Source organism: Nereida sp. NH-UV-3 (genome assembly GCF_042939535.1).
Classification (GTDB): domain Bacteria; phylum Pseudomonadota; class Alphaproteobacteria; order Rhodobacterales; family Rhodobacteraceae; genus Nereida; species Nereida ignava.
On the sequence record NZ_CP132157.1, the window covers coordinates 356,523 to 377,067 of the forward strand.

Genomic DNA, 20,545 nt, shown 5'->3' on the forward strand with positions numbered 1-20,545 from the left:
GGCTTCCCTAACACTCATCGTGGTTCTGTGTGGGTGACACGCGGCGCGCTTTAGGTCAATTGTTCTGCGCGTCGGCAGTATCATCAAACACTTCGGCAACGCGCGCGCCACCTTTCGAGCTTGTCACCACACCCAGCGTCTTCAGCTTGCGGTGCAAAGCGGACCTCTCCATACCAACAAACGTAGCTGTACGGCTGATATTGCCCCCAAAACGGTTAATTTGCGCCAGCAAATACTCGCGCTCAAACAGTTCACGGGCCTCACGGAGCGGCAAAGCAGCCAACGCACTTGGCACAACAACCGCATCATCGCCCCCCGCGCCCGCATCATCGTTTGGCAAATCTGCCACATCAATGGGACCAGTGTCGTCGCCCAAAATCAAAACCCGCTCAATCACGTTTTTCAACTGACGAACATTGCCGCGCCAGTTCATGGTTTGAAGGCGCGTCTCGGCCTCTTGAGTTAATTCGCGCAGCGGCAACCCTTGGCTCTGATGCAGCTGTTCGATGAAATGTGCCGCCAACACAGGGATGTCTTCGCGGCGCTCATCAAGGCCAGGCACCGTTACGGGTACAACATTCAGACGGTGATACAGCTCTTCGCGGAACGCACCATCTGCAATTGCTTTCTCCAAGTCGCGATTGGAACTGGAAATTACACGAAGATCGACTTTCACTTTCTCCGCACCGCCAACCCGAACGAATTGTTGATCAACCAAAACGCGCAAGATCTTGGACTGCGTGCCAAGAGGCATATCAACGACTTCGTCAAAATAAATGACGCCGCCGCTTGCTTGCTCTAAAAGTCCGGGCTCGGGACCTTTGCTGGTCTCACGGCCGAACAAGATTTCTTCCATGTGTTCGGGATCAACCCCCGCAGAATTAACTGTCACAAAAGGAGCATCTGACCGCGGCGACTGTGCATGGATATAGCGTGCCGCGACGTCTTTACCCGCGCCGGCAGGACCAGTCAGCATCACGCGCCCGTTAGAATTAGTCACTTTATCTAACTGGCTTCGAAGGGTCTTGAACGCCGCAGAATGACCGATCATTGGCGCCGATTGACCACCCGTCCTCTTCAAAGCCACATTCTCACGACGAAGCCGCGACGTTTCCATAGCGCGCGTAATCACGACCATCAGTTGATCGATGTTGAACGGTTTTTCAATGAAATCGTAAGCGCCCTGTTTAATGGCTGCGACTGCAATCTCAATATTTCCATGCCCCGATATGATGACAACGGGCACTTCAGGGTGCTCTCGCTTGACAGTTTTCAGAATATCAATTCCGTCCATGTCACTGTCTTTAAGCCAAATATCGAGGATCATCAGCGCGGGCACTTCGTCTTTGATAGAGGCAATGCACTCGGTTGAGGTGCCTGCAAGCTTCACCTCAAATCCCTCGTCTTTCAGAATATCCCCCACCAATTCGCGGATATCTCGCTCGTCATCTGTGATCAAAATATGGCTCATGCCAACCTCGCTCCGTGCTGTCTTTTGTGCATCATTTTATCTGGTTTTTCATAGGTGAAATGGGCAGCGTCACAATCGCAGACGCCCCGCTGTGGGTATTACCGCCCATCGGCTCTGCGTCTTCCAATGACAGGGAACCGCCATGTTCTTCGATGATCTTTTTAACGATAGGTAGCCCCAAGCCAGTACCTTTGTCTCGGGTCGTAACATAGGGCTCAAACAGCTTGCTGCGATCAACTGGCAACCCAATACCATTATCCGAGATCATAATTTGCACCGCATGGTCAACGGTCGTTAGGCTGACCGATACTTCTGGGTTTCGAGGCCGCACACCAAATTTTTCCTCATAGCTTTCAATAGCCTCTGAAGCGTTCTTAATAAGGTTTGTCAGCGCCTGACCTACCATTGTTGAATCTATATCGGCCCAAATCGGAACTTGTGGGATATCCGCAGTGATCTTCAAGCCACTTGCAGATTGCAGCGTCACCGCATCGCGTAGAATTTGTGACAAATCCTCCTCGCGCCGCTGCGGTTCTGGCATACGCGCAAATTTTGAGAACTCATCGACGATCCGCCTCAAATCACCTGTCTGCCTCACAATCACACCGGTCATTTGCTCCAGCGCTTCCGCGTCTTCAACTTCGCGGCCAAACTTACGTTTAATCCGCTCGGCACTTAGCTGAATTGGGGTCAGCGGGTTCTTGATCTCGTGCGCAATCCTGCGCGCGACGTCCCCCCAAGCAGCCATCCGCTGTGCGCTGACTAGGTCGGTCACATCGTCGAACGAAATTACATATCCTTCGGTGCCGTCGCTTCCGATACGGGGGGCAATTCGCACAAGAAGGCTTTCCATCACACCATTTCGTGTGACCTTAACTTCTGCCTGTACTACCTTGTTATTGTTCGCTGTTACATCGTCGAAAAGCTGCTCAAACTCTGGCACAGCCTCTGAAATGACCCGTGCCTCCAGATCAGGATCAAGTCTAAGCAGTCGTTCTGCCGATTTATTTACAAATGACACATGACCACCAGCATCAAGCCCAACCACGCCAGACGTAACAGACGATAGCACACTATCAAACAAACGACGGCGCCGCTCAATCTGGCGGGTACTGTCGAGGAGCGTGTCGCGTTGTTGCTTAAGCTGCCGCGTCATCTGGTTGAAATACCGGCTTAGCATCGAAATCTCATCGTCACCGCGCTCTTCGCGCACGACAACATCAAGGTCCCCCATGCCTACCCGACGCGCAGCACCAGCCAACCTACCAACGGGCCGTGCAAGACGCTCTGCAAACCAAAGGCCCAACCAAATCGCTGCAAGGATCAAGATGACAGCAAACCCAAGATAAAGAAGACCAAATTCAAACAAAAGGCGCCCACGGTCCTGTTCTAATTGTTGGTACAACTTGGCACTTTGTTGGGTGTCATCAAGCAACTGCAAAATAGCGCCGTCAACTTCACGGCTAATATAAACAAACCGGTCCAGTGAATTTGCAAGAGGGACAAGCGCACGAAACTCGTCACGGCCCCAATCCTCAATCACTGCAACGCCGTTATCACGCGCTTCACCGAAGAACTGTTCGGCAGGTTCTTCATAGTTGAACAAGTAACTGCCGGCACCGCGCGCGCGGATTTCAGCGTTCCCATCGATAATAAACGCCTCGGCCAACGGGTTTTGGATGGTCGGCTGCACTTGACCCAATACAAGACGGAGCTCTGCATCACTTAACACACCGTCCCGCTGCGACACATTCAAGAAGCGCGCGAGTATCTGCGCATCCCGAATTAGGTCTTCGCGCTGTTCAGTTTCATAGGCCTGCGCTGCCGTTAATGAGGCCCCAACTACACCGCGCACCCGATCAGAGAACCAGCCCTCAAGCCCTACGTTCACTGTAAGGCCCGCAAAAATCGCCACAAGAATGGTTGGAAGAAGCGCAACAAGGGCGAAAACACCCGTTAACCTTAAATGCAGCCGCGATCCCGCAGACTTAGCACGCCGTGCTGCAATCATTTGCGCGACACGACTAGCAACCATGGTCGCCACGACCAGCGCATAGACGAGGTCTGCCAACAGCACGAGCCGAAGACTGTTCCCAACAGCTTGATCTTGCAATGGGCCAAGAACGGTGAAAGTCGCAATCGCGAGTATGGGACCGAGTGCTACGACAAGAACGGTAAACGCGCTGCGGGTACTACGGCGCCGGTAAAATCGGCTTAGCCGATCCCAAAACCTGCGGTCCGCACGTAGCCTCATCTCGTCTCACCCTAGCCTTGCACGCCCTTAACAGGCGCTATGCGACCATTTGGCCACGCTTATGTGATGTATTTACATCAATTTGCGTCGGCGTGTCACCTCAATATCGAGGTCAGTGATCTTTTTTCGCAAGGTATTGCGGTTGATGCCAAGAAGATCGGCACATTTAGCTTGATTCCCGCCGGTCGCATCAAGCGCGATCTCGATCAGCGGCATCTCAATTTCGCGCAAAATTCGACCGTAAAGCCCATCGGGCGGCAGCTCTCCACCGTGCAGATCAAAGTATCGTCTTAGATGTTTAAAGACCGATGCTGACAGTTTTTCACCCTCACCTGCGCGCAGCGTTGTGCTAACGGCTGGCTGGTTGCGAAGCATGGTTTCAACTTGTGCTTCGGTGATTTGCTCTTCTGCGACAGTGACGACCAAGCGCTTGATGGCATGTTCAAATTGGCGCACGTTTCCGGGCCAGCTATAGTTGCGGAGTAAGTCCATCGCCTCGTCAGAGAAAAACTTTGCATGCCCGCCACTCCGGTCAGAACGGCTCAAAAAATGCGCCGCGAGAAGTTCAATGTCTTCCACGCGTTCACGTAACGGCGGCACAGAAAGTGTGACGCCAGACAGCCGATAGAATAAATCTTCTCGGAACAAACCCTGCTCTGTACGCTCTGCAAGACCTGACTGATTAGCGGCCATAACCCGCGGCGCAGGTTCCGGCATGCTATCCAACATGCGCACCACCCGCGCTTGCGCCTCAAGACTGAGATCTGCAATTTCGTCAAAGACAAGCGTACCACCGCGTACCCGCGACAACACATTCGCCGGACCGTCAACACCTTCTAAATCACGCTCGCCAACAACAACAAAAGGAAGGCTCCGGCGGTCAGAAAAATCATGGATTGCGCGTGCTACAAGCGATTTACCCGTGCCACTTTCACCCAAAATTAGCACCGACAGATCAGTGTTCATCACCCGCGCAATTAACCTATAAAGCGCCTGCATTGCGACAGTCCGCCCGACCAGAGGCAACTCATCCTCGTCCTTCACAGGCGGCTGCGAAACCGCAGGGCTTTTCCGCTTCGCCTCAAGCGCCTTCGCACAGCGCTTCATCAGATCGGGCAAGTCGAATGGCTTGGGGAGATAGTCGTAGGCGTCTTTCTCAGTGGCCTGAATTGCGGTCATTATTGTGTTCTGTGCCGAGATGATGATCACCGGCAAATTGGGCCGCGCTTTGGTGATATGGGGTAGCGCATCAAGGCCATTACCATCGGGCATAACCACGTCCGAAACGACCAAATCGCCCTTCCCTTCTTCCACCCATCGGAGCAACGTTACCATGCTGGCGGTCGCGTGCACTTTACATCCTGCGCGGGTCAGTGCCTGAGTCAAAACGGTTCGAATTGTGCGATCATCATCAGCAACAAGAACAGTGCCATCCATATTAATAAGTCCTCAAAACAATAAGTTGGCGGTCAGTCATTCAGTATGGTCTTTCATATGTTTGGGCGCACGCGGCAGGCTAATCCGGAACATCGTCTTGCCGGGTTCACTCTCAACCCGCAGCCAGCCATGGTGGTCAGCCACGATCTTCGCAACCAACGCCAGCCCAAGTCCCGTCCCGTTTTCTTTACCCGATACAAAGGGTTCAAAAATGTCATTTTCCAACTCGGGCGGAAGGCCAGGCCCGTCATCAATAATCTCAATCTGAAGCGGCAGCGGGGCATGTTCACCATCGGCGCGCCGCACTCTCAAAGAGTGCTCGTAATAAGTTCGAATATCGATATGCCCCCCACGGCGGTCCGCCGCCTCCGAGGCATTTTTGAGCAAATTCTGAATGACCTGCAGCAATTGATCCGCGTCACCAAGGGTCGATGGCAGCGATGGGTCATAGTGCTCAGCGATTGTCATATGCGCGCCAAATCCGACCAGCGCCGACCGCCGAGCACGGTTCAGAACGTCGTGAATATTAACCACTTTCTGCTCAGGCGGTTGAAGGTTCCCGAACATCTCAACTTGATCAAGCAACTTCACAATCCGGCGGGTTTCCTCAACAATGAGGTCCGTCATTTCCCTGTCCCCGTTTGACAGGTTCATGGACAAAAGTTGCGCCGCACCAGTTATGCCAGCGAGGGGGTTTTTAATCTCATGGGCGAGCATTTCGGACATGCCAATCGCAGACCGCGCTGCAGAATGGGATGTCCGCGATGTGTCAATGCGCGTGGTTAATTCACGCGGCGACATCAGCATAATCATGCCGCCTTCCGTTCCTTGAAGCGGCGCCACCTGAATATTATACGCCATGCCGCCTTTTCCCGCGTCCCCAACAATGACGTCGTTGATATAAAGGGTTGAATGGCTGCTGCGTGCCTTTTGCATCGCGCCTTCCATCGGTGCCGCGCGTAGAACCGTATCCCAGAGCGACTTCCCGATCAGCGACTTGCAAGATACATTCAGAAAGCTTTCGCCCGCCGGGTTCATATCGATCACACAATCATCAGCACCGATCAGAACGACAGGCGACGGAAGCGATATCCAAAGTGCGCGGTCCATTGTTACGCGGCCTCCTGATACTGTTGCAAGACAAGCGGCAAAAGGGTCAATACGACACTTGGATCCGCAGTCAGAACTTCGCGACGAAGTGCTGCTGGCGTTTGCGCAAAATCCATGTACCAGCCTAAATGTTTACGTGCCACGCGCCCCCCAAGAGAGCTTCCGTAGAACGCCAGCATGTCTTCAAAATGGCCTGAGACCAGATCACACAGATCAGCACCGCTTGGAACATCCGGCGCACCAATGGCAGATTGATCGCCGTAAATCGCATGGGCAACTTCGGCCAGAACCCACGGGCGGCCCTGCGCACCGCGGCCGATCATGACACCGTCGGCCCCTGATTGATCAAGCGCGTTGCGCGCTGTTTGTGCATCCGTAATATCGCCGTTCGCGATGACGGGAATATTCACCGCATTCTTAACCCGGCCGATCGCCGACCAATCCGCGGCACCTTTATAGAACTGACAGCGGGTGCGACCGTGAATGACGATCTGCTGCACGCCCGCTTGTTCAGCACGCACCGCCAGCTCGGGCGCGTTAAGCAGGTTTTCGTCCCAACCAAGGCGCGTCTTTAGCGTCACCGGTAAATTCACGGCCTCGACCACTGCATCAATTAGTTTAAGCGCATGGTCCAAATCGCGCATCAAGGCACTGCCAGAATACCCGCTGGTGACCTTTTTTGCGGGGCAACCCATGTTGATGTCGATAATTTTTGCGCCCATGTCGGCAACCTGACGCGCAGCCTCAGCCATCCATTCAGGATCACGGCCCGCGAGCTGAACTGCCGTATTTTCAACCTCGGCACCAAGCTCTGCTTTTTCGCGCGTGCCAGGACGACTGCTCAGCAGCTCTTGTGACGCAACCATTTCGCTGACAACGCGGCCAGCCCCAAATTTGCTCACAAGCTTTCGAAACGGCAAGTCCGTAATGCCTGCCAGCGGGGCAAGCATAACCGGCGGGTTCGGAAGACTGAGTGGTGTTGATCGGTCGGCTGAGGTGTTCATTCATCTATGCCTAGCGATCCCCAGAGCGCTTACAATGCTAAACTGCACATAAATTAGCCAAAAAATGTATGTTGCCTATATTTTAATCATTTCTGCAATTCCAATGTGCGCCATTTCAGTTGTATCACCCGTAAAGATTGATACATCCTGTTCCCATGACACCTACCCACGACACAAAAGCAAAGACCGCTGCGATTATTGTCGCAGCTGGCCGTGGAACCCGTGCCGGTGGTGATATTCCAAAGCAATGGCAGTATGTTGCAGGTCGTCCGATTGCAGCATGGACACTTGACCGCTTTCGCGCCTGCGGACACCTATCCACTATCATTCTGGTGCTTCATCAAGATGATATTGACCGTGACATCAAGGGTATCTCATTCGATGGGATCACGCGTACTGCAGGTGGTGAAACCCGGAATGCATCTGTTCTATGCGGACTAAAAGAAGCGCAAAAACAAGGCTTTGATCAGGTTCTAATCCATGATGTAGCGCGCCCGTGTATCTCAGATACTGTGATTGATAAAGTGATTGCCGCACTTAACACCGCCAAAGGTGCTGCACCGGGCCTTCAGGTCACCGACGCGCTTTGGACACATGACCACGGACAGGTGTCCGGCACACAAGATCGCAGCAAATTAATGCGCGCGCAGACACCCCAAGGGTTTCACCTTGCCCCCCTCTTAGAGGCCCATCTTGCCCATAAAGGTGATGCGGCTGACGATGTGGAAATTGCCCGCGCGGCAAATATACCGGTTCAGATTGTTCCCGGTTCAGAAGACAATATAAAAGTGACGACGCCCGAAGATTTTGCCCGCGCCGCACGTATTTTGAAAGGACAGGCTGCCATGGATATTCGCGTTGGCAATGGCTACGATGTACACCGCTTTGGTGACGGTGATCATGTAATTCTATGCGGCGTTGAAGTGCCTTTTGATCGTGCATTGCAAGGTCATTCGGATGCGGACGTAGGTATGCATGCCGTGACCGATGCGATTTACGGCGCCCTTGCGGACGGGGATATCGGACAGCATTTCCCGCCAAGTGAGGCGCAATGGAAAGGTGCCGCCTCTGACATCTTTTTGCGCCACGCCGTTAGCCGCGCGACGGAGCGCGGGTATACTATCTCAAACGTTGACTGCACGTTGGTCTGTGAATTTCCAAAGATCGGGCCAGTTGCGATGCAAATGCGTGAGAAAATGGCCGAGATCATGGGGCTCGACGTTACGCGGGTCAGCGTAAAGGCGACCACGTCCGAAAAACTCGGATTTACAGGGCGTGGTGAAGGCATCGCCGCGCTGGCAACTGCCACGTTGATCAAACCATGAAACAACTCGCTCATTTGATTGGTACCGTGGGCTATGTCGGCCACATGCGCCCTGCCCCAGGCACATGGGGATCGCTTGCCGCCCTTCCGCTTGGGTGGGCGCTCGCTACGCTCGGCGGGCCCATCCTTTTTGGCGTCGCTTTGGTTGTAGGTTTTGCGAAAGGCGTTTGGGCCACGAAAATCATGACTGAAGGAAGTGACGATCACGACCCGTCTATTATTGTGATCGACGAGGTCATTGGCCAATGGATAGCACTTTTGCCCGTTATAATCGGCGCACATGCTGCGGGCGCTGATCTGCTGGCACTTTGGCCCGGATGGATCGCTGCTTTTGCCCTCTTTCGCCTTTTTGACATTTGGAAACCTTGGTTGGTCGGCATGGCAGACCGCCGACATGACCATTGGGGCGTGATGCTTGATGATGTCATCGCCGGTATTTTTGCAGCAGTTGGGGTAATTGTTTTGGCGGGGTTCGCCCATGCACTCTGAACTGGCCAACAAAACCCTTGAGACGGCACGGCGCGTCAATCGTACGATCGCAACCGCTGAAAGCTGCACCGGTGGCATGGTCAGTGCAGCGCTTACGGAAATTGCTGGTAGCTCGGATGTGGTCATTTGTGGGTTCACAACTTACGCCAACAGCGCAAAAGAAATAATGCTTGGCGTCACCCCAGAGACACTCGCCCAGCACGGTGCCGTCAGCATGGAAGTAGCCGAGCAAATGGCGCGGGGTGCAGTGGCGCGATCTGATGCGCGGACAAGTGTCTCAATCACTGGGATTGCGGGGCCAGGTGGCTCTGACTTCAAACCCGAGGGGCGCGTTTGCTTTGCCCTTTTTGACGAAATAACGAACACGTGTCTCACAGAAACGATTGAGTTTGGCGCATTGGGGCGGACACATGTCCGGTGCGCTGCACGGGACCATGCGCTTGGTATGTTGATACGGTTTTTTGAAAGCCAGTAGCTTTGCGTTTCGCCCATTAATTAAGCAAACAGGCTGCGTTACCGCACAGTAAACACGCACACTCAGCCTGCTGATAATTTAAGCACAGACATACACGCACTGCCTCTTTATCGGGCGTAACCCCCATGCTTACTGCACCTCAGCATCACCTTAGGAGGGTATCATGGTAGGGGCAGATACAGCTTGGATCATCGTCGCGACGGCGCTGGTTCTGTTTATGACATTGCCAGGTTTGGCACTATTTTACGGCGGCTTGGTCCGTTCGCGCAACGTTTTGAGCGTGTTTATGCACTGCTACGCAATCGCATGTTTAATGAGCGTATTGTGGCTAGCCTTCGGATATTCCATCGCTTTTGGCAACGGCACGAGCGGCTATTGGGGCGGTTTGGACAAGATGTTCCTTACCGGCATCGACGCAGACACTTTGGCCGGCACCATCCCCGAGGTTCTGTTCTTTGCGTTCCAAATGACCTTTGCGGTCATCACCCCCGCATTGATTGTCGGCGCATATGTTGAGCGTGTCGGCTTTGGCTTTGTTCTGCTCTTTTCTGGCCTGTGGATGCTGCTTTGTTACGCGCCTGTGGTTCACTGGATCTGGGGTGGCGGTATGTTGGCGGACGGCGGCATCTTTGGTGAGACAGGTGCCCGCGACTTCGCTGGTGGCATCGTGGTCCATGAGACAGCTGGCCTCGCGGCCCTTATCATTGCGGTAATGCTTGGCGCGCGCAAAGAGCAAAGCAAGCCTCCGCACAACCCGGGCTACGTCATGATCGGCGCGGCAATGCTTTGGGTTGGCTGGTTCGGCTTCAACGGTGGATCTCAACTGGCGGCAGATGGAGGCGCCGCGATGGCGTTGACCGTCACGCATATCTCGGCGGCGGCCGCCTCATTGTCATGGGCGCTGTGGGAGAAGATCAAGTTCGGCAAGGCCTCTCTCGTCGGGATCGTGACTGGGACAATCGCAGGGCTGGCTTCGATCACTCCCGCGTCCGGCTTTGTTGATCCAGTCACAGCACTTTGCATCGGCGGCGTTGCTGGCATCTTGTGCCAAGAGGCCGTTGTTTTGGTCCGCAACACGCTCAAGATTGACGACACGCTCGATGTGTTCGCGGTACACGGTGTGGGCGGTATTTTCGGCACAATCGTAATTGCGCTGGTTGGTCAAGGCGCGTGGGTTGCGCAACTTGGATCACTAGCAATCGTGGGCGTTTTCACAACCGTAGTCACAATCGCTTTGGTTTACATCGTGAAGGCGATCACCCCGCTGCGTGTCGATGAAGAAACAGAGCAGACCGGCCTTGATTTGGCAGTACACGGTGAGCGGGCCTACGATACAACGTCGTAACTTAGCATCCCACTTGCTAGACAGAACAGCGGCCATCCTTCGGGGTGGCCGCTTGCATTCTAGCCGCCGTAAAGTGCATCAGCGCGGCGCTCAAACGCGCGCACAATCCGCTGCATCGCCTCGTTAAACACAACGCCAATGATGCCTTGAAGAATGGCGTTCTTAAATTCGAAATCTACGAAGAAAGTTACTTCAACACCACCTTCTACGTCTTTGAAACTCCATGTGGATTCCATATATTTGAATGGGCCATCAATGTAGGTCGTCTCAATTTTTTGATCGTCCGGATACAGAACCACTTTGCTGCCAAAACGTTCTCGGAACACTTTGAAACTGATGACCAGATCCGCAAGCATGACTTCAGATGCCCCTTGGTCCGCCCTACTTCTGATGCGCGCGGCAGCACACCACGGCAAAAACTGAGGATAGGACGCCACATCCGCGACCAGATCGTACATTTGCTGCGCAGTGTATGGCAGTATTTTTGTGTCGGTATGTGTCGGCATGATTCAATTTCGTTGATGACAGTCCTGCCAGATGTCGTATGCTCGCGCGCGAAAATCAAGGGGATTACCCAATATGTCGCGTCCATATGTTATCGATCCAATGATCACCGCCAAGGCAATTGCTGCCCGCATTGAGGAACTTGCCCGTGAGATTGAGGCAGAATTCGCTACCGCTGATAAGCTTGTGGTTGTCGGGCTGTTGCGCGGCAGTTTTGTGTTCATTGCTGATCTTGTGCGTGAGCTGAACCTTGATGTGGAAGTCGATTTCTTAGAGGCAAGCAGCTACGGAAACGGCATGGAGAGCAGCCGCGAGGTACGCATTCTCAAAGACTTACGCGGCGCAATCGAAGCGCGTCATGTGCTGGTCGTCGAAGATTTGATTGATACGGGCTACACGATGAAGCACGTCATTGGCCTGCTGCAGGCGCGCAAACCCGCGAAGATGAGAAGCATCGTTCTGTTGAACAAAGAAAGCCGCCGCGAGGTGGATATTTCAGCGGACTGGGTTGGTTTTGCCATCCCAGACGAGTTTGTTGTTGGGTACGGCATTGATTACGCACAACGAAATCGCAACCTTAACCATATTGGCAAAGTACGATTTACTGATTGATAGAAAATGGCCGGATCAGGCGCCGGCCAACCGTTTATCACGTGCTGCTTTCAGACGCGCAAAATCGTCACCCGCATGATAGCTTGATCGTGTCAGCGGCGTTGATGAAACCATCAAAAAGCCCTTGTTATACGCTGCTTTTTCATACGATGCGAATTCATCCGGTGTGACGAAACGATCAACAGCGTGGTGTTTCGGCGTTGGCTGGAGGTACTGACCGATCGTCAAGAAATCGATGTCAGCCGCGCGCATATCTTCCATCACTTGAACGACCGCTTGCTTGTCTTCACCCAAACCAACCATGATACCCGACTTGGTAAAGATCGTCGGATCAAGCTCTTTGACACGTTGCAATAGACGCAGCGAATGGAAATACCGCGCGCCAGGGCGAACTTCGGGGTAAAGTCCGGGAACAGTCTCTAGGTTATGATTAAACACGTCAGGTTTTGCATTAACAACCACTTCTAAAGCACTGTCATCACAGCGAATAAAATCTGGCGTTAGGATTTCGATCGTTGTTTTGGGTGATTGACGCCGGATCGCACGGATTGTCTGTGCAAAGTGTTCTGCCCCGCCGTCTTCGATATCATCACGGTCAACGGAAGTGATGACGACGTGGTTTAGGCCAAGCTTTTTCACCGCATCCGCGACACGGCCCGGTTCAAACACATCAAGCGCTTCTGGCGGCTTACCCGTTGCAATGTTGCAGAAAGTACAAGCGCGCGTACATACCTGCCCCATGATCATCATCGTGGCGTGACCTTGGTTCCAGCACTCACCAGCATTGGGACAACCAGCTTCTTCACAAACGGTTACCAGCTTGTGCTCACGCATAATTTCATGGGTTTTCTTGTAGCCCTCACCGACAGGCGCCTTAACCCGAATCCAATCCGGTTTTTTCGGCTGCGGAGCGTCTGCACGGCGCTGCTTTTCAGGGTGGCGCTGTGCAGGAATTTTCAGATCGCGGGGCGTGGCCATGAAGCTACCTCAATTATCAAGATATTTGAGATATAGCCCTTCAATTTGCCAATGCCTAGGGGGTGCGCGGTGTTGTCTGCTATGTGTTTACCGAATGGCAGCCTATCCCACAAAACGCCCGTGTGCGCCGTAAACATCTGCATAATGGCGCTTGAGCCGCTCTAAGGCGATGCGCAATACCACTTTGCCAGAACGCGCAGCCCACCCCATGCGACGCTCGGCCGCTTCCAGACCCTCAAGGTAGCAACACGTGCGCAGCACAACATCCCCAAGACCGGGCCCAAGATCATTGAGTGCGGCGAACACACGTTTTTGGGCATCACTTATGGCCGTAGGTTCTTCTGGTGCCCTTAATGCTGCTTGCCAGTCAAAATTTGCGCCCACATCGATCTGTGCCAGCTCAAAATCTTCACGAAGACGCTCGCCGGCGGACACATGTTCATCAGATAAGAACGCCTCACCGTCTTTGCTTTTGCGCCGCGACAAAACCACAAGCGGGCTTTCGCGAAGAGAATAGCGCGCCGGACGAGGGTCAGTTGTCTCAGACGTATGAACCTGCGTTACGGTCCGCGCGCTTAGCTTTGCATCATCACCGACCTCAATCAGCATCTTCAACGCCGCACGGCCCGCACACGTAATAGAGTAACGCGAAATACGTGAAGGTGTGATGCACGAAATCCAGTCTTTTAGCGCCATTGCATTTGCGACAGGACGGTCCAAAGTCGCCGTTCTGGTGGTTTGCCCGTCCGCGCCGGTGCGCACCACAACGGCTTTTTCCATGTCACGGGCCACAGCCAAAACGGCACCCGCCTCAACCAAACGGCGCAAAATGCGGCGCGCCTCACGGTTCACTGTCGCTTCGTCGGTACAGATGTCAGCCTCCGCAACGCGCACTGCAATGTCGGCAGATTTTTGACCCGAAGGCCCAGTTGGCGCCACACCCTGCCCCGTCGCACCCAATGTCCGCAGCGCCTCGTCCACTAATATGTCTTCGCGGCGGCGCTCAAGCCGCTTGACCTGACGGCTTACAGTAGACGCGTGGCAGCCCAAATCACGGGCAAGCTCTCTAATCGAACACCCTTTTTCGGTGTGTAGAATGTAGTTGCGGGCAGATTGCGGCACCCAATCGGGCAGCGACTGCAACAACGCGCCTGAAACCTTGGAAACGGTAACACTAGACATTTGCTTTCCCCTTATACAAAAACTATCCACTGATTTACCCACAGGGCAATGCAACTTAAGCGTGTAAACATTACCGAGGCGTTAACAAAATCGCCACAATTCGATTATTGTTTCCAAATTGATAACAATTGGTAAGAGGTCCGCGCGCTCATAAATTCTCCACGCAACACCCGGATAGGTTGTGTGATGATAGTTTAGTAAATTGAATGACTGTTACGATCATGGAGACCATTATGACCCAAGCCCTACGAACACTCAGCCGCATCAAACGCCCCAAATTGCTTTTGGCCGCAGCAAGAAACGCAAAAAACCTTTGTAATCGTGAAAAACTACTCTCTGAGCTTTTGAAAAACGAGCCTGCTGTGACTGGCGAAAAAGCATTTGCCCGCCTCATGGCAGCAGAAGAACAACTCAACGAACAGCGCAAAGCGCATAACGCAAATTACCAACCATCGCGCCATGTCATGATAATGGCCGCGCTCTTGATTGAGGCGGCCATTGTTCAGAATAAAGAAACAGTCTGCGAAGACCGCCTCAAATTGGTTAACACAAAAGCCTACATAAACGCGTCAGGCATGGATGCCTTTTTCTCAGCCACATAGGCCTCCAAGGCAGTCTTGATCTCGGGGTTGATCTGCGGCTGCTGGTAGTCGCTCAGCATCTTTGTAACCCGTTGCGATGCAAGATATTGGGTGTCTTTCGCGCCGTCCTCATCCCATGTTTCGAACGGACGGTAGTCAAACACATCGGACTTCCAGAACGCGGATTTGAAATTCTCTTGCGTGTGGTCGCACCCAAGATAGTGACCGCCGGGGCCTACTTCACGGATCGCCCCCATTGCTTGGGCGTTTTCATCATGGGCCACACCTGCGGCCATTTTGTGCAACGTCCCGAGCTGATCTGCGTCCATCACGAATTTCTCGAATGATGCAACAAGGCCACCTTCGAGCCAACCGCATGAGTGGAGCATAAAGTTAACACCGCCCATCAGCGCTGCGTTCAGCGTGTTTGCTGTCTCATAAGCCGCCTGCGCATCGGGGAGCTTTGAGGCACAAAGCCCGCCACCCGATCGGAACGGAAGCCCCATGCGGCGGGCAAGTTGGCCTGCGCCGTACAAAATCTGGCTTGCTTCAGGGGTGCCAAATGTGGGCGCGCCCGAGTTCATGTCGATCGATGTCACAAATGTGCCGAAAATAACTGGCGCACCGGGGCGGATGATCTGGCTGTAGGCAATACCGGCCATCACTTCGGCCAAAACCTGCGTCAACGTGCCCATGACAGACACTGGCGCCATGGCGCCGCCCACGATGAACGGTGAAATAATGCAGGCTTGGTTATTCTTGGCGTAGACTTCAAGCGCCCCCATCATTATCGAATCGAACGTCATGGGGCTGTTAATGTTGATGAGCGACGTCATCACTGTGTTCTCTTGGACAAACTCTTTGCCAAACAGAATTTCACACATCTCAACACTGTCTTGCGCACGGCTCGGTTCGGTCACGGACCCCATGAACGGCTTATCCGAGTACAGCATATGCGTAAGTAGCATATCGAGGTGGCGCTTGTTCACAGGCACATCTGTTGGCTCACAAACCGTACCGCCAGAGTGGTGAAGCCATTTCGACATATAGCCAAGTTTCACGAATTTAACGAAGTCATCCATCGTTGCGTAGCGGCGGCCGCCATCTTTGTCGCGCACGAACGGAGGGCCGTAGACAGGTGCCGTCACTAGGGTATTGCCGCCAATCTCAACGTTACGCTCGGGGTTGCGGGCGTGTTGGGTGAACTTCGAGGGCGCAGTGCTGCATAGCTTACGGGCCAATCCACGCGGTATCCGAACGCGTTCGCCGTCAACGGATGCGCCAGCAGCCTTCCAACGCTCAAGGCTTTCAGGGGAATCAACAAACGCCACCCCTACTTCTTCAAGCAAGGTTTCCGCGTTTTCCTCGATGATGCTAAGCGCTTCGTCACTCAAAAGTTCAAAATTAGGGATGTTACGCTCGATATACTTGGCCGTATCAAATGAGACAGCCGTCCGCGCCGCACGTCGCGCAGCGCCTCCGCCACCACGTGCACGGCGTGTAGTTGTTGCTGTATCAGACATTTTGAGCCCCTTTTGTGTTCGTTTGAGCGGTAACCTAGTGCGCGGACAGATGTTCGCCGCCACCATATCCGCCCCTTCTGGCGTAAAAACGACATGTTCTCTTGCCACAGACACAACTCGCGCATAATCAACGTCCATGACTCAGAACATGCCCCACGAACGCCTTCTCATCATTGACTTTGGCAGCCAAGTTACGCAACTGATCGCCCGCCGCCTGCGCGAGCTCAGTGTGTATTGCGAAATTCACCCCTATCAGAACGTGACGGACAGCTTTTTGGCGGATTTCGAGCCAAAAGCGGTCATTTTGTCAGGGGGACCGGACAGTGTAACCCGCGAAGGCTCGCCGCGCCCGCCGGCCTCTGTGTTCGACATGGGTGTGCCGATCCTTGGCATTTGCTACGGTCAACAAGTCATGATGCACATGTTGGGCGGCAGAGTTGACACTGGTCACGGAACTGCCGAGTTTGGCCGCGCATTTGTAACCCCCGCGGACACCCGTCTCAAGTTGCTTGAGGGGTGGTTTGCCGAGGGCAAAGAGCAAGTCTGGATGAGCCACGGTGATCACGTGTCCGCCATTGCCCCGGGCTTTGATGTCTACGGCACATCGCCTAATGCGCCTTTTGCAATTACGGCAGATTTATCGCGTAATTTTTACGCGGTTCAATTTCACCCCGAGGTTCACCATACTCCCAACGGAGCGGCTCTCTACAAAAACTTCGTTGAAATGGCGGGCTTCACCGGCGACTGGACAATGGGCGCGTACCGCGAACAAGCCATTGCCGCGATCAGAGAGCAAGTTGGCGATAAGAACGTAATTTGCGGTTTGTCCGGCGGTGTGGACAGTTCTGTCGCGGCCGTTTTGCTGCATGAGGCTATCGGGGATCAGTTGACATGTGTTTTTGTTGATCACGGGCTCTTGCGCAAAGGTGAGGCCGAAGAAGTCGTGACCATGTTCCGCGACAACTACAACATGAAGCTCATCCACGCCGATGAACAGGAACTGTTTTTAGGTGAACTTGACGGTGTAAGTGACCCTGAAACCAAAAGAAAAATTATTGGAAAGCTGTTTATCGATGTGTTTCAGAAACACGCAGACAGCATTGAGGGCGCAGAATTTCTGGCCCAAGGAACGCTCTATCCGGATGTGATTGAAAGCGTCTCATTTAGTGGCGGCCCAAGCGTGACGATCAAATCGCACCACAATGTTGGGGGCCTTCCCGAAAAGATGGGCCTCAAGCTGGTCGAACCACTTCGCGAGTTGTTCAAAGACGAAGTCCGCGCACTTGGTGCCGAACTTGGTTTGCCTAAAAGCTTTATCGGCCGTCACCCCTTCCCGGGGCCAGGCCTTGCCATCCGTTGTCCCGGCGAAATCACCCGCGAAAAGCTTGAAATCTTGCGTGAAGCCGATGCGGTCTACATCGACCAGATCCGCAAACACGGCCTTTATGATGAGATATGGCAAGCGTTTGTCGCGATCCTGCCCGTTCGAACCGTGGGCGTCATGGGCGACGGGCGGACATATGACTTCGCCTGCGCGTTGCGGGCAGTAACGTCTGTCGACGGCATGACCGCCGACTACTACCCGTTTAGCCATGAATTTCTTGGTGAAACGGCGACACGGATTATCAACGAAATCAAAGGCATCAACCGCGTGACCTACGATATTACCTCCAAGCCTCCGGGAACAATTGAATGGGAGTAGTTTTTCTAGTGCAAGTCATTGATTTATCAAAATTTATTACTTACACATTACTTTCACAGTCACAAATCAGTCGTTGATTTCCTTAGTCTTTTTTCATACAGTTACACAAAATGTTGCACAAACGTGTGACTACTGAAACTCGTAGTAACTCAGAGACTAAGATTTGGCACTGAAGAAACAGCAATTTGCTGAAGGCGAAATAGCAATATTTGACGAAGCTTGTATCTACAAGCGAGGTGAGTATTGGCAGTTTCGTATGTGGTTGCCAAAAGAAAACAAATACGCACGTAAAAGCCTACGCACACGCAGTGAAGCTACTGCAATAGAAAAGGGTAAAGCTGCGTACTTAGAGATTTACGCTAATCTGCAACAAGGCAAAAGCTACTTTTCAATCACCACAAAAGAGGGTGTGGAGAAGTACTTGTCGTTCCGTATGCGTGACGTTGAACTTGGACACATAGTCAAAGGACGACACACAACAATCGCAACGCATCTACAGCACTTTCTTAGCTTCATTGGTAAAGATACTAAGCTGAAAGAACTAGAACGCACTGACTGCGAAAACTACTTCTACCATCGTCACAAAGCCACTAATGGCAACGTCAAACAAGTCACTGTGCAGAACGAACAAAGCACAATTAATGCGCTGATGAAGTGGCTGCACAAGAACGGCGAAACACACATAGATGGCTTCGACTTTAAGAAGCTACCACGCTTGGATAAAGGCAATGAAGCTATTCGTCGTGCAACGCTGACTAATGACGAATACGAAGCACTGTATCGTGCTATGCGTACCTACACTGCCAAACTCAACAAGCTAGATGACGCAGAACTAAGAGTGCGAAAAATCGTGCAGAACTACGTTCTAATCGCAGCTAACAGTGGTTTACGTGTTGGTGAACAGCGACAGCTACGTTGGAGTGACGTGCAGATAGAACAGCACAAAGTAAATGGCGAAGAACAGAAGCTAGCACGTATCCACGTTCGTGCTGAGACAAGTAAAGTACGTACTAGTCGTACTTTCTTGTGTCGTAATGGACAGTACTTTGAACGCTTACGTGAAATCGCTAAGCCTAAGAGTGCTGACGAGTTAATCTTTACAGTCGACAATGAGAATGAACTAAGCAAGCGTACGCTGCTTTACCACTGGCACAAGATAATTGAGTTAGCTGATATTACTGATAGAGAAGTGCGTGACTTAGTCCCTTACAGCCTACGTCACTTTATGATTACACAGCGTATTATGAGTGGATTAACGTTTAGACAGATAGCAGATATGTGTGGCACAAGCGTGGCGCAGATTGAAAAGACTTATTACCACCTTAACGATGAAATACGTTTGACTAACGCTGTAGCTGACTACAGACGAAGAGAGGATGGCACTATTGAAGTTCTCTAAATCAACTCAGCAGCGTTGCGCTTCATCTCGTCGTTAACTGTTACGTATCTCTGTGTTGTCTGAATGCTACGATGTCCAGCCATATCTGCCAGCACAAACACGCTAACTCCCTTTTGGCTTAAGGTTGTTAACCAAGTACGTCTGCCACTGTGTGACGTAGCGCCAGCAATTCCAGCACGTGCATACAAGCGTTGTAGATGCTGTGTCGCAGTGTTTGCACCAAATCGCGCACTCTTTTGCGTAGAAAACAAATAACCGTGCTGTGGGCGCTTAGCAACGCTTCTAACGTATGCTTGTAGCTGATGTTGCATCTGTTTGGGTAGAAATATCTTACGTGCTCGTTTGGACTTGGTACGTACAGCATCAAGTGTCATTTCGTCTCGTACCGTGTCGTTTGAATCAAGCACGTCATCAAATCGCAGTGTGGCTACTTCACCAACACGTAAACCACATAAATGCGTAAACAACAGCATCGTAGTGTCACGCAGTGGATAACGACTGCACGAATTTGTTACGTCTAGCAGCTGCTTGAGTTCTGTTTTATTAAGTGTCTTTGCTTGTGCCATATGCCACCGCCTAAATGTAATGTTTTCGTGCATATAGCGTAATTTCTGATGTTCTATTTGAGCAACCAATAAGTGCTATGTTAATTCCTTCCATACTTCAAAGACTTACGTAGAAATGTAAGTTATTCGTTGTTTTCTTATGTTTCTTTGTGTTGTTTCTAGTGTGATTAGTTTGAGTTGATTGATTAGTCATAACGATAACAAGCCACCACGTCTAAACGTGCAGCAGTTACATCCAAGCAGACAAACCGAGTATAAGCATCGCCTTTGTTAGGTTTGAGTATTGCTAAGACTTTGACAAGTGACAGCACTCAGTTAGCAGAACGTCACGTTGAAAAGATTTAATCTCCTTCCAACAGTATTCGCTGCGAGTGTCATCAAGTCCAATATTGTCTTTGAGTATTAGATTGCGTGCCTTTGCTACCCGTTCTTGCCAAATCTTTGGTGCATATTGCTTTATAGTCTTGTATTGCCTTAGGTGTGTGCCTTTGATGAAAAAGTGTATGTGCGTATTTGCGCCTAAGCGTCCATGTTCTAAGAAAACTAGCCTATCAAGTCGTTTGCCTTGTGATGTGTCTTTGCGTTCCAG

18 protein-coding genes are annotated in these 20,545 nt (G+C 52.3%); 8 read left to right on the forward strand and 10 right to left on the reverse strand.

What is annotated here, in order from left to right; translation table 11 throughout:
* Positions 1–55: 55 nt before the first annotated feature.
* The 5 genes from NeNHUV3_RS01700 to dusB form a co-directional block, all read right to left on the reverse strand.
* On the reverse strand, positions 56–1,471 hold the full coding sequence (locus tag NeNHUV3_RS01700) for a sigma-54-dependent transcriptional regulator (protein WP_391482097.1): 1,416 nt from the start codon (positions 1,469–1,471) through the stop codon (positions 56–58).
* Positions 1,472–1,502: 31 nt separating this feature from the next.
* Entirely contained in the window at positions 1,503–3,725 is a 2,223-nt protein-coding gene (locus NeNHUV3_RS01705) for an ATP-binding protein (RefSeq protein ID WP_391482098.1), read from the reverse strand.
* A gap of 72 nt (positions 3,726–3,797) precedes the next feature.
* Positions 3,798–5,162, reverse strand: coding sequence for a response regulator (locus NeNHUV3_RS01710; RefSeq protein WP_391482099.1), 1,365 nt, complete (start codon positions 5,160–5,162; stop codon positions 3,798–3,800).
* A 36-nt stretch (positions 5,163–5,198) separates the two neighbouring features.
* Positions 5,199–6,272, reverse strand: a complete 1,074-nt coding sequence (locus tag NeNHUV3_RS01715) for a nitrogen regulation protein NR(II) (protein WP_048597560.1) — start codon at positions 6,270–6,272, stop codon at positions 5,199–5,201.
* Positions 6,273–6,274: 2 nt separating this feature from the next.
* Positions 6,275–7,276, reverse strand: coding sequence for a tRNA dihydrouridine synthase DusB (dusB, locus tag NeNHUV3_RS01720; RefSeq protein WP_391482100.1), 1,002 nt, complete (start codon positions 7,274–7,276; stop codon positions 6,275–6,277).
* A 155-nt stretch (positions 7,277–7,431) separates the two neighbouring features.
* On the opposite strand from dusB, the gene NeNHUV3_RS01725 reads away from it, so the two are divergent.
* From NeNHUV3_RS01725 to NeNHUV3_RS01740, 4 genes are all read left to right on the forward strand, one after another.
* Positions 7,432–8,601, forward strand: a complete 1,170-nt coding sequence (locus tag NeNHUV3_RS01725; RefSeq protein ID WP_391482101.1) for a bifunctional 2-C-methyl-D-erythritol 4-phosphate cytidylyltransferase/2-C-methyl-D-erythritol 2,4-cyclodiphosphate synthase — start codon at positions 7,432–7,434, stop codon at positions 8,599–8,601.
* A complete protein-coding gene (locus NeNHUV3_RS01730; protein ID WP_391482102.1) occupies positions 8,598–9,089 on the forward strand; it encodes a phosphatidylglycerophosphatase A in 492 nt (163 codons plus the stop codon). Before NeNHUV3_RS01725 ends, NeNHUV3_RS01730 begins: the two co-directional genes overlap by 4 nt.
* A complete protein-coding gene (locus NeNHUV3_RS01735) occupies positions 9,079–9,564 on the forward strand; it encodes a CinA family protein (RefSeq protein WP_391482103.1) in 486 nt (161 codons plus the stop codon). The genes NeNHUV3_RS01730 and NeNHUV3_RS01735 overlap by 11 nt, the downstream gene beginning before the upstream one ends.
* Positions 9,565–9,727: 163 nt before the next feature.
* The gene (locus tag NeNHUV3_RS01740; RefSeq protein ID WP_391482104.1) at positions 9,728–10,909 is read left to right on the forward strand and encodes an ammonium transporter; all 1,182 of its coding nucleotides are present in this window, start codon (positions 9,728–9,730) and stop codon (positions 10,907–10,909) included.
* 59 nt (positions 10,910–10,968) lie between these two features.
* Here the strand turns inward: NeNHUV3_RS01740 and NeNHUV3_RS01745 are convergent, their stop codons facing one another.
* Positions 10,969–11,415 (reverse strand): type II toxin-antitoxin system RatA family toxin, encoded by a 447-nt coding sequence (locus NeNHUV3_RS01745; RefSeq protein WP_391482105.1) that lies wholly within the window; start codon positions 11,413–11,415, stop codon positions 10,969–10,971.
* Positions 11,416–11,488: 73 nt separating this feature from the next.
* Here NeNHUV3_RS01745 and hpt point away from each other — a divergent pair, with 73 nt between their 5' ends.
* A complete protein-coding gene (gene hpt / locus NeNHUV3_RS01750; protein WP_391482106.1) occupies positions 11,489–12,025 on the forward strand; it encodes a hypoxanthine phosphoribosyltransferase in 537 nt (178 codons plus the stop codon).
* Between the two features lie 15 nt (positions 12,026–12,040).
* On the opposite strand, the gene lipA is transcribed toward hpt, so the two are convergent.
* Together lipA and NeNHUV3_RS01760 are read right to left on the reverse strand one after the other, a co-directional pair.
* Entirely contained in the window at positions 12,041–13,003 is a 963-nt protein-coding gene (lipA, locus tag NeNHUV3_RS01755; RefSeq protein WP_048597568.1) for a lipoyl synthase, read from the reverse strand.
* Between the two features lie 102 nt (positions 13,004–13,105).
* On the reverse strand, positions 13,106–14,185 hold the full coding sequence (locus tag NeNHUV3_RS01760) for a DUF6456 domain-containing protein (protein ID WP_391482107.1): 1,080 nt from the start codon (positions 14,183–14,185) through the stop codon (positions 13,106–13,108).
* Positions 14,186–14,391: 206 nt separating this feature from the next.
* On the opposite strand from NeNHUV3_RS01760, the gene NeNHUV3_RS01765 reads away from it, so the two are divergent.
* Positions 14,392–14,787 carry a DUF6477 family protein gene (locus tag NeNHUV3_RS01765; protein ID WP_391482108.1) on the forward strand — a complete coding sequence of 132 codons (396 nt, stop codon included), beginning with the start codon at positions 14,392–14,394 and terminating at the stop codon, positions 14,785–14,787.
* On the opposite strand, the gene NeNHUV3_RS01770 is transcribed toward NeNHUV3_RS01765, so the two are convergent.
* Positions 14,742–16,289 carry a trimethylamine methyltransferase family protein gene (locus NeNHUV3_RS01770; RefSeq protein ID WP_341245607.1) on the reverse strand — a complete coding sequence of 516 codons (1,548 nt, stop codon included), beginning with the start codon at positions 16,287–16,289 and terminating at the stop codon, positions 14,742–14,744. The two genes, NeNHUV3_RS01765 and NeNHUV3_RS01770, sit on opposite strands and share 46 nt — an antisense overlap.
* Positions 16,290–16,425: 136 nt before the next feature.
* Between NeNHUV3_RS01770 and guaA the strand changes: the two genes are divergently transcribed.
* Positions 16,426–17,991 carry a glutamine-hydrolyzing GMP synthase gene (gene guaA / locus NeNHUV3_RS01775; RefSeq protein WP_391482109.1) on the forward strand — a complete coding sequence of 522 codons (1,566 nt, stop codon included), beginning with the start codon at positions 16,426–16,428 and terminating at the stop codon, positions 17,989–17,991.
* A 163-nt stretch (positions 17,992–18,154) separates the two neighbouring features.
* Positions 18,155–19,390 carry a tyrosine-type recombinase/integrase gene (locus NeNHUV3_RS01780; protein WP_391482110.1) on the forward strand — a complete coding sequence of 412 codons (1,236 nt, stop codon included), beginning with the start codon at positions 18,155–18,157 and terminating at the stop codon, positions 19,388–19,390.
* Here NeNHUV3_RS01780 and NeNHUV3_RS01785 read toward each other — a convergent pair.
* Complete coding sequence (locus NeNHUV3_RS01785; protein ID WP_391482111.1) at positions 19,387–19,956, reverse strand: tyrosine-type recombinase/integrase; 570 nt, start codon at positions 19,954–19,956, stop codon at positions 19,387–19,389. The genes NeNHUV3_RS01780 and NeNHUV3_RS01785 overlap by 4 nt on opposite strands.
* Positions 19,957–20,545: the final 589 nt, after the last annotated feature.

Excerpts from the sequence above, each read along its gene's own strand:
- NeNHUV3_RS01700 (WP_391482097.1), bottom strand. The coding sequence starts at position 1,471 with ATGAGCCATATTTTGATCACAGATGACGAGCGAGATATCCGCGAATTG.
- NeNHUV3_RS01705 (WP_391482098.1), bottom strand. The coding sequence starts at position 3,725 with ATGAGGCTACGTGCGGACCGCAGGTTTTGGGATCGGCTAAGCCGATTT.
- NeNHUV3_RS01710 (WP_391482099.1), bottom strand. The coding sequence starts at position 5,162 with ATGGATGGCACTGTTCTTGTTGCTGATGATGATCGCACAATTCGAACC.
- NeNHUV3_RS01715 (WP_048597560.1), bottom strand. The coding sequence starts at position 6,272 with ATGGACCGCGCACTTTGGATATCGCTTCCGTCGCCTGTCGTTCTGATC.
- dusB (WP_391482100.1), bottom strand. The coding sequence starts at position 7,276 with ATGAACACCTCAGCCGACCGATCAACACCACTCAGTCTTCCGAACCCG.
- NeNHUV3_RS01725 (WP_391482101.1), top strand. The coding sequence starts at position 7,432 with ATGACACCTACCCACGACACAAAAGCAAAGACCGCTGCGATTATTGTC.
- NeNHUV3_RS01730 (WP_391482102.1), top strand. The coding sequence starts at position 8,598 with ATGAAACAACTCGCTCATTTGATTGGTACCGTGGGCTATGTCGGCCAC.
- NeNHUV3_RS01735 (WP_391482103.1), top strand. The coding sequence starts at position 9,079 with ATGCACTCTGAACTGGCCAACAAAACCCTTGAGACGGCACGGCGCGTC.
- NeNHUV3_RS01740 (WP_391482104.1), top strand. The coding sequence starts at position 9,728 with ATGGTAGGGGCAGATACAGCTTGGATCATCGTCGCGACGGCGCTGGTT.
- NeNHUV3_RS01745 (WP_391482105.1), bottom strand. The coding sequence starts at position 11,415 with ATGCCGACACATACCGACACAAAAATACTGCCATACACTGCGCAGCAA.
- hpt (WP_391482106.1), top strand. The coding sequence starts at position 11,489 with ATGTCGCGTCCATATGTTATCGATCCAATGATCACCGCCAAGGCAATT.
- lipA (WP_048597568.1), bottom strand. The coding sequence starts at position 13,003 with ATGGCCACGCCCCGCGATCTGAAAATTCCTGCACAGCGCCACCCTGAA.
- NeNHUV3_RS01760 (WP_391482107.1), bottom strand. The coding sequence starts at position 14,185 with ATGTCTAGTGTTACCGTTTCCAAGGTTTCAGGCGCGTTGTTGCAGTCG.
- NeNHUV3_RS01765 (WP_391482108.1), top strand. The coding sequence starts at position 14,392 with ATGACTGTTACGATCATGGAGACCATTATGACCCAAGCCCTACGAACA.
- NeNHUV3_RS01770 (WP_341245607.1), bottom strand. The coding sequence starts at position 16,289 with ATGTCTGATACAGCAACAACTACACGCCGTGCACGTGGTGGCGGAGGC.
- guaA (WP_391482109.1), top strand. The coding sequence starts at position 16,426 with ATGACTCAGAACATGCCCCACGAACGCCTTCTCATCATTGACTTTGGC.
- NeNHUV3_RS01785 (WP_391482111.1), bottom strand. The coding sequence starts at position 19,956 with ATGGCACAAGCAAAGACACTTAATAAAACAGAACTCAAGCAGCTGCTA.